The 12589-nt window shown below is 66.9% G+C and carries 8 protein-coding genes; 1 reads left to right on the top strand and 7 read right to left on the bottom strand.

Annotation, left to right across the window (positions count from 1 at the left end; all coding sequences use genetic code 11):
* Positions 1–66 precede the first annotated feature (66 nt).
* From O0880_RS13705 to O0880_RS13675, 7 genes are all read right to left on the bottom strand, one after another.
* Positions 67–1464 (bottom strand): amino acid permease, encoded by a 1398-nt coding sequence (locus O0880_RS13705; RefSeq protein ID WP_289886947.1) that lies wholly within the window; start codon positions 1462–1464, stop codon positions 67–69.
* A 209-nt stretch (positions 1465–1673) separates the two neighbouring features.
* Entirely contained in the window at positions 1674–3467 is a 1794-nt protein-coding gene (locus tag O0880_RS13700) for an MFS transporter (RefSeq protein WP_289886946.1), read from the bottom strand.
* A gap of 29 nt (positions 3468–3496) precedes the next feature.
* The gene (locus tag O0880_RS13695) at positions 3497–4591 is read right to left on the bottom strand and encodes an N-acetylglucosamine-6-phosphate deacetylase (protein ID WP_289886945.1); all 1095 of its coding nucleotides are present in this window, start codon (positions 4589–4591) and stop codon (positions 3497–3499) included.
* 3 nt (positions 4592–4594) lie between these two features.
* Complete coding sequence (locus tag O0880_RS13690; protein WP_071323842.1) at positions 4595–5362, bottom strand: DeoR family transcriptional regulator; 768 nt, start codon at positions 5360–5362, stop codon at positions 4595–4597.
* Between the two features lie 35 nt (positions 5363–5397).
* Complete coding sequence (locus O0880_RS13685; RefSeq protein WP_289886944.1) at positions 5398–6741, bottom strand: D-tagatose-bisphosphate aldolase, class II, non-catalytic subunit; 1344 nt, start codon at positions 6739–6741, stop codon at positions 5398–5400.
* 5 nt (positions 6742–6746) lie between these two features.
* A complete protein-coding gene (locus O0880_RS13680; RefSeq protein ID WP_289886943.1) occupies positions 6747–7709 on the bottom strand; it encodes an ROK family protein in 963 nt (320 codons plus the stop codon).
* On the bottom strand, positions 7696–8832 hold the full coding sequence (locus tag O0880_RS13675; RefSeq protein ID WP_289886942.1) for an SIS domain-containing protein: 1137 nt from the start codon (positions 8830–8832) through the stop codon (positions 7696–7698). Before O0880_RS13675 ends, O0880_RS13680 begins: the two co-directional genes overlap by 14 nt.
* Before the next feature lie 352 nt (positions 8833–9184).
* Between O0880_RS13675 and O0880_RS13670 the strand changes: the two genes are divergently transcribed.
* Entirely contained in the window at positions 9185–12535 is a 3351-nt protein-coding gene (locus O0880_RS13670) for a TIM-barrel domain-containing protein (protein WP_289886941.1), read from the top strand.
* The last annotated feature ends 54 nt before the right edge of the window (positions 12536–12589 follow it).

Here is a 12589-nt window from a genome sequence, read left to right as displayed (position 1 = left end):
CCTGCATGGGTTGCGAGACCGCCATCTTAAGGCGCCGGCGGCGAAACGTGTCGCCGGCGTGATGGATTACTGCGGCGGGTGCAGCAGCGAACGCCGGCGCGCGTAGCCGAAGTAGATGATCAGGCCCAGCACGAGCCAGATGGAAAAGGCGACCCAGGTGACCCAGCTGAGGAAGGTCATCAGGCCCACGCACAGGATCACGGCCAGCGCCGGCACATACGGCACGCCAGGGCAGCGGAAGGCGCGCGGCAGGTCGGGACGGCGCTTGCGCAGCACCACGACGGCAACGGAAACCATGGTGAAGGCGGCCAGGGTGCCGATGTTGATCAGCTCGGCGAGGATGTTGAGCGGGATCACGGCGGCGATCAGGCCGAACACGATGCCCACCAGCCAGGTGGCGAAGAACGGCGTGTGGAAGCGCGGATGCACGGTCGACAGGCGCTTGGGCAGCAAGCCGTCGCGCGACATGGCGAAGATGATGCGCGTCTGGCCGAAGGCCATCACGAGGATCACGGTGGTCATGCCGAGGATGGCGCCCAGGTCGACGAAGCCGGCGATCCAGTTTTCGCCCGCGTATTGCAGGGCCAGCGAGACGGGATGGTCGACGCCGAGGAATTTCTGGTACGGCACGATGCCCGTCATGATGGCCGAGACCACCACGTACAGCACGGCGCACACGGCCAGCGAGCCGATAATGCCGATCGGCAGATCGCGCGACGGTTTCTTGACTTCCTCGGCGGCCGAGGTGACGGCGTCGAAACCGATGAAGGCGAAGAACACGAGGGCGGCGGCGCTCAGCATGCCGTGGTAGCCGAACGGCATGTAAGGCTGCCAGTTGGCCGGCTGCACGTGGCGCGCGCCGAAGATGATGAACAGCAGCACCACGCCCACCTTGATGGCCACCATGATGTTGTTCAGGCGCGCCGATTCGCGCACGCCCCAGCCCAGCATGGCCGTCAGGGCCAGCATGATGACGAGGGCCGGCAGGTTGATGAAGGTGGTCACGCCAGGCAGGGCGCCCGGGGCGGCCGTCAAGGCCACGGGCAGCACGATGCCAAAGCCCGACAGCAGCGACTGGAAGTAGCCGGACCAGCCGACGGAGACGGCGGCCGCGGCCAGGCCGTACTCGAGCAGCAGGTCCCAGCCTATCATCCAGGCGGCCAGCTCGCCCAGGGTGGCATAGCTGTAGGTATAGATGGAGCCGGCCACCGGCACGGTGGAGGCGAATTCCGCATAGCACAGGGCGGCGAAGCAGCAGGCGACGGCCGCCACGACGAAGGACAGCGAGAGGGCGGGGCCGGCCGTCAGGGCGCCCGTGCCGGTGAGCACGAAAATGCCGGTGCCGACGATGGCGCCTATGCCCATGAGCACCAGGTCGAAGGGGCCCAGCACTTTCGCCAGTCCCCCCGGCTTCTTGCTGTGGGCGATCATATCATCCAAATTCTTGGTTCTAAATAAGCTCACTGTCTCTCCTGTGTGTTTTTGTCATGGCGCCATTGCCGCCTCGTGGGCAGCACGACGCAGCCAGATTCTAGCCCAGCCTGCAGGCATTCTAGAAGGAAATATGTACTTTGCCGTGCACGCCAGCCCTGCAAGCTTGTTCAGCAGGCAAAAAAAAGCCCCGGGATGATGGACCGGGGCCGTAAAGGAGACTGCCTTGCCTGCTTAATGACTCATTTGGCGAAGTGCGCTTCGATTTCCTCGAGGGTCTTGCCCTTGGTTTCCGGCAACAAAAACGCGGCGGCCAGGAAGTACACGACGGTGCAGCCGGCGCCGAAGAAGAACAGCGTCGAATAGCCGTGCAAGCCCACCGTCGGCAGGAAGATGGCGGCGATCACCGTCGAGACGAACTGGTTCACCAGCAGCGCGATGCTCATGCCGTTCGAGCGTATGCGCGTCGGCATCAGCTCGGACAGGGCCAGCCACACGCACACGCCCGGTCCCACGGCAAAGCTGGAGACAAACACGCAGATGGCGATCGCCACCAGCCAGCCGTGCGTGGACGAGGGCACGGGACCGAGGCTGGCCTTCTCGATGCGCAGCGGCGCCTTGCGCCCGGCGGCCGGGTCGGCGAACGGATTCAGGTGCAGCTTGCGGAAGAACACGCCGATGACGCTGTCGGCCTGCACGGCATCCTCGCGGGCGATCGTCACCTGGCGCAGCACGGGATCGTCGCTGCGCAGGCTCTTCACGTTGGTGAACGGGCCGTAGGCGTAGGCGATGGTCAGCTGCTGCGGCGTGCCGTCGGCGGCCGCGCCCAGCGCGCTCAGGGTGGCCGCATCGAGGTGCAGGGCCAGGCCATCGTTCTGGATCTGCGCGGCGATGGCGGGACGCACGTCGGCCAGGCCCGCTTCGGCGCCGCGGAACAGCAGGCCCGCCGCCAGCAGCGAGACGATGATGCCGCCCGTGCCCAGCATCAGCAGGAACTTGCGGCCCTTGCGGTCCACCAGCAGCACGGCCACCACCGTCATCACGGCGTTCAGCACTTTCAGCAGGACGTCGGCCATGTTGGCCGAGGCGCCGGACAGGCCGGCCTGGTTGAGGATGTTGACGACATAGGCGAGGATGGAATTGATGCCCGTCGCCTGCGTGCAGGCCAGGATCAGACAGGCCAGCAGGAAGGGCAGCACGTAGCGGCGGCTCAGCAGCGGATCCCTGGCCTTGCCCTTGCCGTCCACCCTGGCCGCATTTTCGGGGGTATCGAGGATCTCGCGCAGTTCCGCGTCCGCTTCATGGGGCAAACGCGTGCGCAGCAGCGACTGGCGCGCCTGTTCCACGCGGCCGCGGCGGGCCAGCCAGCGCGGCGACTCGGCCAGCAGCAGGGCGCCGACGGTAAACACGAGGCCCGGCGTCAGGCAGACCCAGAAGATGCTGCGCCAGGCGTGGTCCTTGGCCGTGAAGATGGCGGCGATGCGGCCCGCCTCTGGCAGCGCCTGCGCCGCCTGCGTGGCCGTTTCCACCGTCTGCGCTTGCACCAGTCCGATCAGGGCGGCCGCCACCAGGCCGATGGTCAGCAGCAGCTGGAACAGGGCCGCGCCCCGTCCCCGCTGTTGTGCGGGCAGGCATTCGGCCAGGTACAGGGGCACGACGACGCCGATCAAGCCGCCGCTGATGCCTTGCAGCAAGCGACCGAGCAGCAGCGGTGTGTAGCCGTCGGCCAGGGCGATCAGGGGGATGCTGGCGCTGAACAGGGCGCCGGCCCAGAACATGACCCAGCGCCGACCCAGCAGGTCGGCCAGGGCGCCGGCGAACAGCGACGACAGGACGGAACCCAGGAGCACGGCGGCGACGATAAAGCTCAGCTGCTGGGCCGTCAGTTTCCACGCCACCGAGGCCGTCGATTCCAGGTAGGGCAGGGCACCGGCGATGATGCCGATGTCTATGCCGTACAGCAATCCCCCCATGCCGGCAATAAATAGCAGGTAGCGCATGGCCCACACGGGGGCCTTGTGTGACGTGTCGTGCATGGAAACTCCGGAGGTGGGGTTGAAGTGGTCTAGCGGGTGGAAAGATCGATGGCCGTGCCTTCGACGAAGACGGACACTGGCTGCAGGCTGGCGTCGAGGACGACGATATCGGCCCAGGCGCCGGGCGCCAGGCGGCCCCGTTCGGATTCGCCCAGGTAGTCGGCCGGGTACAGCGACAGGCGGTTCGAGGCGTCGGCCAGGTCCAGGCCCAGGTCGACGAAATTGCGCAGGGCCTGGTCCATGGTCAGCACGCTGCCGGCCAGCGAGCCCGTGGCCAGGCGCACGCAGCCCATGCATTTGTAGACGCGCTGCGTGCCCAGGCCGTATTCGCCGTCCGGCATGCCGGTGGCCGAGGTGGCGTCCGTCACGCCGTACAGGCGCGGGATGGCGCGCAGGGCCGCGCGCAGGGCGCCCTTGGCCACGTGCTGCAGGTCGGGGATGATTTCCGCGTATTCGGCATGCGCCAGCGCCGCGCCCACCATGCCGGGATCGTAATGGGTCATGCCCGTCATGCCGTTGTACAGGTGCGTGAAGCCGGAGACGCCGGCCTTCAGCGCAGCTACGCCTTCGTCATAGGTGCCGGCGCTGTGGCCGATCTGCACGCGGATGCCCATCGCCGCCAGCTGCGGGATCAGCTCCAGGTGGCCGGGGATTTCCGGCGCCATGGTCAGCACCTTGATGGGGGCGATGGCGTGAAAGCGCTGCACCAGCGCCAGGCTGGCCTGCACCACGTCGGGCGGCTGCGCGCCGAGGCGGTGCAAATTCAGGAACGGGCCTTCCAGGTGCACGCCCAGCATGCGCGCGCCGTTGGCCGGGCGCTGCGCGATGACGCCGGCCAAGCCTTGCAGGGCGCGCAGGATCGACGGCTCCTTTGCCGTCAGCGTGGTGCCCAGCAGGGCCGTGGTGCCATGGCGCGCATGCACTTGCGCCACGGTGGCGCCGGCGTCGCCGCCTTCCATGATGTCGACGCCGGCCGCGCCATGCACGTGCAGGTCGATGAAGCCGGGCAGGATGGTCAGCGCGCTGTCGGCGGCAGGGTCTTCCTGTATCTGGACGATACGCTGGTCAAAAGTGATGGTGCCCGTGATCCAGCCAGATGGGGTAAGGATTCTGCCGCTCAGCATGTGTTATTCCGCTATGAAAAGTTCGATGCCCAGCTTTTGCAGCCCTTCGCGGTACTCCTGGCTGATGCTGGCATCGGTGATGACGGTATCGACGCGGTCCAGCTGCACGATGCGGTGCAGGCTGACGCGGCCGAACTTGGAGGCGTCCGTGAGGACGATGATTTTCTTTGCCCGTTCCACCATCTTGTGGTTCAGGCTGGCTTCCGCCTCGTGGTGGGTGGTGACGCCGAACTGCAGGTCGAAGCCGTCCACGCCGAGGAACAGCTTGTCGAAGCTGTAGGCTTGCAGGCAGGTCTCGGCCTGGCTGCCCTGGATCGACAGCGACTGCTTGCGCAGCAGGCCGCCCGTCAGGATCAGGTCCACGCCCGGTGCATCGGCCAGTTCCCACGCGATATTCAGGCCGTTCGTGGCCACCGTCACGCCGGTGGCGTCGCGCAGGTGGCGCGCCAGCGAGATGGTGGTGGTGCCCGAGTCGATGATGATGTTGTCGCCCGGTTGCACCAGCCGCGCCGCATAGGCGCCGATGCGCTCCTTCTGCTCGTGGTTGATGGCGTCCTTCTGGCGTATCGTGTGCTCGGGCGGCGGCGTGCGCGTCAACGTCGCGCCGCCGTGGCTGCGCGTGGCCATGCCTTGCGCTTCCAGCGCATTGAGGTCGCTGCGGATGGTGACCGCGGACACGCCGAGCTTTTCCACCAAATCGGTCACTTGCACCGAGCCCTGCTGGGCGAGCATTTGGAGGATGGATTCACGGCGTTGGCTGGTATTTCGCATGGTGGCGGGCTCAGTAAAAAATGAAAATGCCGAGCTTAACAGATTGCCGCTTCGGCAACGATGGCCACCGCCGCATTGCGGTTGCAGGCGCGCGCATATTGCGCCAGCAGGCTGCCGATCTTGTGCTCGATCAAGGCCGGCGCCGCCACGGCCAGGCTGCCCTCTACCACGGCCAGGTACTGTTCCGGCAAATGCTGGCTCAGCAGCGGCAGCGGAATCGCCAGGTCCTGCAGGTTGGCCAGCAGCTTGTCGACGGCGGCCGCCACTTCCGGCTCGCCCCAGTAATAGCGGCAACGGTCGCTCAAGCCATAGCGGCGCATCAGCCGCTGTTCTTCCGGCGTGCCCAGGTAGTGCTTGATCCAGTTCTTCGGCTTGGCCAGCATGACGTCGTCGAGCACCTGCATCAGTTGCGAGGTCGCCGCCGCCGGCAGCAGTTCTTCCTCGATCTGGCACAGGGCGAACAGCGCTTCGCGCAGGGCGAAGGTGGCGGCGGGACCCACTTTCAGGATGGCGAAATGGTCGCGCACCATGGCGTGCAGGGCCGCTTCGCGCTGGTAGTCGGTGGAATGGGCTTCGAACACGAGGCCGGGCTGCTCGGCGACGAAGGCCGACAGTTCGGCGGCGGCATCCGCGTCGTAGTGCTGGATGCTGCTCTGGTCGAAATCGACGCCCGGTTGCACCACCATGGCGATCACGCGGCGCCAGGCGCCATGCAGGCCGTTGTCGAGGAAGGCGCGGCGGTGCACGTCCAGCGTGCGGCGCGCCGCCTGCGGGCTGGTGACGGCGCCGGCCTGCGCCAGCGACGCTTCGCCGCCGGGAATCGGTACTTCCGTGCCGATCACGTAGACGGGCGGCGTAAAGCCCGCCGCGGCGGCCGCCGCCTCGGCGACCTTGCACAGGCGCGCCGAGCGGGCGGCCACGGTTTCATCGTCGAGCAGCAAGGGGTCATCCAAGCAGCGCATGCTGCAATCGAGGTGGATTTTATGGAAGCCGGCCGCCGCGTAGGCGGCGATCAGGGTTTCGGCGTGGTCCATGGCCGTCGCCGCATCGAGGTGCTGCCAGGCGTTCGGTCCCAGGTGGTCGCCGCCCAGCACCAGGCGCTCGGACGGGAAACCCTGTTCCCGCGCCAGCGCCAGCATGGTGTCGCGGAAGACGGCCGGCGTCATGCCCGTGTAGCCGCCGAACTGGTCGACCTGGTTCGAGGTCGCCTCGACCAGCAGCACGGTGTCGTATTCGCTGGCCACGCGCATGGCGGCGCGCAGCACGCTCGGGTGGCTGCAGCAGACGGCATACAGGCCGACGACTTCGCCGCGGCGGTGCGCCTTGATCACTTGCTGGACGGGCGATAAGGTAAAAGACGGGGTTTCCACTTGGTTCATCGTTCTCAAGCCTTCGTATGTTGTCGGATCAGGAGGGCGGCGCCGCGTGCGCCGCCGGCGTCGCCAAAGCGCGGCGGCAGGATGGGCGGCACGTGCACGCCGGGGAACAGGTGGCGCCTGACGGCGGCCGGCAGCTTGTCGTACAGGTGCGGCAGCTTGGACAGGCCGCCGCCGAGCACGATGGCGTGCGGATCGTAGGCCAGCACCAGGCCGGCCAGCGCGTGGCCGAGGATGTCGAGGTGCACGGCCACCGTGCGCTGGGCCACGGCGTCGCCCATGTTGGCGCGCGCCATGATGGCCAGCGGCTCGGCGCCGTCGCCGCCGAAATGCGCGTGCAGCTTGCTCATGGCCGGACCGGAGACATAGCGCTCCAGGCAGCCCTGCTTGCCGCAGGGGCAGGCGTAGTCCGTCAAGCCGTGCTGCACCAGCAGGGCGGCCGGCAGGCTCCAGTGGCCCCATTCGCCGGCCACGCCGTTAAAGCCGCGCAGCAGCTGGCCGTCCACGCAATAGCCGCCGCCGGCGCCCGTGCCGAGGATGGCGCCGAACATGCTGGCGACATGGTCGGCCGCGCCGCCCTGCGCCTCGGACAGGGCGAAGCACTGGCAATCGTTGCCGATGGCGACGGGGCGCTGCAAGGTTTGCTGCAAGGTCTGCGCCACCAGGCGGCCGTTCAGGGCCGGCACGTTGGAGCTGAGCTGGCGCCCGCTGGCGCTGTCGATCACGCCGGGCAAGCCGATGCCGACGGGCGCGGCGCTGCCCAGCGCCGCGTCGCCATGCGCCACCAGGTCGACGATGGCTTGCACGAAGGCGGGGAAATCGTCGCCGGGCGTGGCCACGCGCTCGCGGAATACTTCTTCCAGCGCGCCATCGCGGTCAGCAAACGCCACCAGCTCCATCTTGCTGCCGCCGATGTCGATGCCGTGGTAGCCGCGCCGCTGCGCGTGCTGCTCAGGATTAGAATTGCTCATGGCCATAGATGGTGACGCCCTGCACGACACGATTGACGATGCCGCCGGCGAATGGATTGTCGGGGCGCAGTTGCAGCAGCGCGGACTGGTGCAGCGCGTATTGCTGCGCCATCAGCAGCCACAGCGGGGCCAGCCAGGCGTCGGGCCAGGCCGGCGCGTCGGCCGACAGGTCGCCGCCGATGCCCACGGTCAGGCATGCCTGCGCCACGCTGTCGCGCTGCAGTTCTTTCAGTAAGTCGTCCTCGTACTGGCGCGCCAGCGGCTTGCTGCTGCGCAGCAGGATCACCAGCGACTCCGTGGTGACGGCCGATTTCGGGCCGTGGCGGAAGCCCAGCGCCGTATTCGCCATCGCCATCACGCGGCCGCCCGTCAGCTCCAGGATTTTCAATGCCGCTTCCTTGGCCAGCGCTTCCAGCGGGCCGCTGCCCAGGTAGACCACGCGCTGCACCGGCTGCGAACCGAGGTCCGCCACGGGCGCCGACCAGTCGCGCAGCGCCTGTTCGCCCAGGCTGGCCAGGGTATCCAGGCGCGCCAGGTCCGTATGCTTGCCCAGCACCGCCAGGGCCGCCAGCAGCATGCTGCTAAAGCTGCTGGTCATGGCGAAGCCGCGGTCGCAGCTGCCGGCCGGCATCAGCAGGTTGTAGGTTTGGGCGTCATTGGCGCCCTGGCGCGCCAGCTTGCCGTCCGCATTGCAGGTGATATTGAGGAAGCGCGCGCCGGGCACGACCTGGCGCAGCAATTCCACGGCGGCCAGGCTTTCCGGGCTGTCGCCGCTGCGCGCAAACGACACGAGCAGCGTGGGCGCATCCGCTTCCAGGTACAGCTCATGGTGGGTCAGCAAAGTCGTGGTGGCGATGGCGCGGATCTGCGCCGGCCAGGCGGCATTGAGTTCATCGACGACGATCTCGCCCACATAGGCCGAGCTGCCGGCGCCCGTCAGGATGACGCGCTGCCGGGGATTGGACAGCGCGTCGCCGAGGAAGGCGGCCAGGCTGGCTTGCTCGGCGCGCAAAATGCCGGCCAGCGCGCGCCAGATGGCTGGCTGATGGGCGATCTCCTCGGCCGTATGCAGGCCGCCGATGTCGCGCCAGGTTTGAATGTCACGCTGAAGAAGGGTAGTCATGGAAGTGTCAGTAAAGTGTTTGTTGTGATAAAGCATAAATACTAAATTTCGAAAAGTCAAATACGAAAGTAAAACGAAAGTAAATACTTTGTTGTCTTGCGATATGCCTGCGTTTATGTGTCCGGCAATGGCGGTTTTTTGCAGTGCACAAGCCCATGTCGAGACGATTTGTCGCCGATATACGACGATAACGAAAGTGCATAGTGTGACATTTTGGTGAATCGAAAGATAAATGCGCCATATTTGGGCTTTTTTAGAATAATTTCACGCAATAACTTTCTTTTTATTGACGATGTTTATTTTTCTTCTTAAAGTATTCCCATCGCATCGCACTTTTCTGAAAGCCTGTCAGATGAAACCACTCCCGCTTCCCCGCCGTGCCATCGCCGCCTGCGTGCTTGCCGCCTTGTCCACCCTGGCACTCCACGGGGCGCATGCTGCTCCCATCGGCAACCTGCAGGCACTGAGCGCCGTGCATGCGGCCGACGTGGCCAAGGGCGAAGGGCTGGGCTGGGATGTGCGCAGCGACACGGGCGTGCAGCTGCGTATCAGCCTGCCGCAGGCGGACGTGCTGCGCATCTGGGCCGGGCCGAAAACGGGCTTGACGGGACCTGGCGACAAGGCCGCGCCCATCGTCGTCGGCCGGCCGGCCGCGCAGGTGGCGTATAAAGTCAGCGAACAGGCCGACCATATCCTGATTTCCACCGAGGCGCTGAGCCTGCGCATCGACCGCAAGCCGCTGCGCTTTACCCTGTTCCGCGCCGGCGACAGCGTGCCGCTGTGGCGCGAAGTGCAGCCGCTGTCGCTGGACGCCAAGCAGGGTGTGCAGGTGCTGTCCAGCGCGCCCGGCGAACGTTATTTTGGCGGCGGCCAGCAAAACGGCCGTTTCGAATTCAAGGGCAGGCAGGTGCCCGTCTCCTATTCGGGCGGCTGGGAAGAGGGCGACCGCCCGAATCCCGCGCCATTTCTCATGAGCTCACGGGGCTGGGGCATGCTGCGCAACACCTGGTCCGACGGCAATTACGACTTGCGCGACAACGAACAGATCTCGCTGCAGCACGCGGAAGGCCGTTTCGACGCCTATTTCTTCGTCGGCAAGGATGTGCGCGACGTCGTCGCCCGCTACACGGAACTGACGGGCCGCGCGCGCATGCTGCCCCGCTGGGCGCTGGAATACGGCGACGCCGATTGCTACAACGATGGCGACAACGTGAAAAAGCCCGGCTCCGTGCCGAAAGGCTGGAGCGATGGCCCGACGGGCAAGACGCCGGACGTGGTGGAAACCGTGGCGCGCCAGTACCGCGAACATGACATGCCGGGCGGCTGGATCCTGCCCAACGACGGCTACGGCTGCGGCTATACGCAGCTGCCGGAAACCGTGAAGGGCCTGGCCGGCTATGGCTTCCGCACGGGCCTGTGGACGGAAAACGGCGTCGACAAGATCGCCTGGGAGGTGGGCCAGGCCGGCAGCCGCGTGCAAAAGCTGGACGTGGCGTGGACGGGCAAGGGCTACCAGTTCGCCATGGATGCGAACAAGTCCGCCTACGACGGCATCCTGAACAATTCCGACAGCCGTCCCTTCCTGTGGACGGTGATGGGCTGGGCCGGCATCCAGCGCTACGCCGTGGCGTGGACGGGCGACCAGAGCGCCAGCTGGGACTACATCCGCTGGCACATCCCGACCCTGATCGGCTCGGGCCTGTCCGGCCAGGCGTATGCGTCCGGCGACGTCGACGCCATCTTCGGCGGCAGCCCGGAAACCTATCTGCGCGACCTGCAGTGGAAGAGCTTCACGCCCGTGCTGATGGGCATGTCCGGCTGGGCCGCGGCCGAGCGCAAGCATCCATGGTGGTTCGAGCAGCCGTACCGCGACATCAACCGCCGCTACCTGAAGCTCAAGATGCGCCTCACGCCGTATATGTATACGCTGACGCGCGAAGCGGAGCAGACGGGCGCGCCGCTGGTGCGGGGATTGATGTGGGATTACCCGCAAGACCCGGCCGCCTACACGGAAGCCTACAAATACCAGTTCCTGCTGGGCCGCGACGTGCTGGTGGCGCCCGTCTACCGCAGCCAGGCCGTCAGCGGCGGCTGGCGCAAGGGCATCCACCTGCCGCAAGGCACGTGGTACGACTACTGGGATGGCCGCCAGGCCACGGCCGGCGCCAGGGGGCGCGACCTGGACCTGCAGGTGACCTTGGAAAAGCTGCCCGTGTTCGTGCGCGCCGGCGCCATCCTGCCCATGTATCCGGAAATGCTGTACGACGGCCAGAAGCCGAAGGACCGACTCACGCTCGATATCTATCCGCACGGCGACTCGGAATACACCCTGTATGAAGACGATGGCAACACGCGCCAGTACCAGGGCGGCGCCTTCAGCCAGCAAGTGATGCGCATGCACGCCAGCGGCGCCGATGTGCGCGTGGAGATTGGCGCCGTCGACGGCAAGTACCAGGGCCAGGAAGCGCGCCGCGGCTATGCGCTGCGCATGCTGGCGGGCCAGCGTCCGGCAACCGTGCATGCGGGCGAGCGCCTGCTTGCCGCCGCAGCCGACCGCGCCGCCTACGACAGGGCGGCCGAAGGCTGGTTCTTCGATGCGGCCGAGCGCCAGGGCACCTTGCACGTGAAGGTGGCGGCGCAGGATATCCGCCAGGCCTTGATGTTGCAGGTCGCCGGCGCGCTGGCCGTGGCCAGGACCGATGCCGATTTCCCGGCCGCCCCCGTGCCGGGCCGCGCCTTGCCGGCCGACGCCATGCAGGTGGTGGCGCGTCCCCTTGAAGAAAGCGGCTATGCGCTGGAAAACGCCTTCGACGGCAAGCCCGAGACCTGGTTCCGCACCGTGCGCAGCCCGGCCGTCAAGAGCGGTCCGCATGAATGGGTGATCGGCTTTACGGAGCGGCGCCTGGTGGACGGCATCGAACTGGCGCCGCGCAACGACCAGCACTGGAAACATGGCCAGGTGCGCGACTACGAGATTTATATCGGCGACAACAACGGCGAATGGGGCGCGCCGCTGGCGCGCGGCACCCTCAAGCTGGCGCAGGGCACGCAGACGATCAATTTCCCGGCCACGGCAGGGCGCTTGCTGCGCTTCCGCGTCATGAGCACGCAAAATCCGGAAGGCGACGGCGCGGCAAGCACGGACCCGATGGTCACGGCGGCGCAGGCCGCACCGGTGGCGCGCGCCTTCGACGCCGCGCTGGCGACCGACGTGGCGCCCGTCACCCTGTCCGAATTCCGCGTGCTCGAGCACCGCGTGGCCGAAGGCGCGGAAGTGCAGCGCTACCTGTCGGACCTGGCGCTGCCGAAGAACATCGGGCGCGACCGGCCGGCCGGCAAGGCTGCCGAGATGCGCATGAACGGGCTGTGGTTCCGCAAGGGCCTCGGCGTGGGACCTGCCAGCCGCATCGACCTGCAGCTGGCGGGGAACTGGAATCTGCTGCGCGCCGACCTGGGCGTGGACGATAGCTGCCGCAGCGCGGGCGGCTTGCAATTCCAGGTATGGAGCGGTGAGCGGCTGCTGTATGACAGCGGCCTGGTCACGGCTCCCGGGGTAGTCAAACCCGAAATCGATGTACGCGGCCTGAGCCAGCTCAGTTTGCGCACCCTGGGCGCGCGCGGCGCCCAACCGGCCCAGGTCTGCGGCAATTGGGCCAACGCCGTACTGACCGGCACGGAAGGCGCGACCGTCAAGCCGCGCTGACCGAACTACCACCAACAATAAAAAAACGCACCCCTCTTCGGACCGGGGAGGGGC

The sequence above is a fragment of the Janthinobacterium sp. SUN118 genome (assembly GCF_030397695.1).
Taxonomy (GTDB): Bacteria; Pseudomonadota; Gammaproteobacteria; order Burkholderiales; family Burkholderiaceae_D; genus Janthinobacterium.
The sequence above is the reverse complement of the archived record's forward strand: the minus strand, read 5'-3'. Positions and strand labels throughout refer to the sequence as shown.

Bases quoted from the DNA above. Each gene is read 5' to 3' on its own strand.
- O0880_RS13690 (WP_071323842.1), bottom strand. From the start codon at position 5,362: ATGCGAAATACCAGCCAACGCCGTGAATCCATCCTCCAAATGCTCGCC.
- O0880_RS13680 (WP_289886943.1), bottom strand. From the start codon at position 7,709: ATGAGCAATTCTAATCCTGAGCAGCACGCGCAGCGGCGCGGCTACCAC.
- O0880_RS13670 (WP_289886941.1), top strand. From the start codon at position 9,185: ATGAAACCACTCCCGCTTCCCCGCCGTGCCATCGCCGCCTGCGTGCTT.
- O0880_RS13700 (WP_289886946.1), bottom strand. From the start codon at position 3,467: ATGCACGACACGTCACACAAGGCCCCCGTGTGGGCCATGCGCTACCTG.
- O0880_RS13685 (WP_289886944.1), bottom strand. From the start codon at position 6,741: ATGAACCAAGTGGAAACCCCGTCTTTTACCTTATCGCCCGTCCAGCAA.
- O0880_RS13695 (WP_289886945.1), bottom strand. From the start codon at position 4,591: ATGCTGAGCGGCAGAATCCTTACCCCATCTGGCTGGATCACGGGCACC.
- O0880_RS13675 (WP_289886942.1), bottom strand. From the start codon at position 8,832: ATGACTACCCTTCTTCAGCGTGACATTCAAACCTGGCGCGACATCGGC.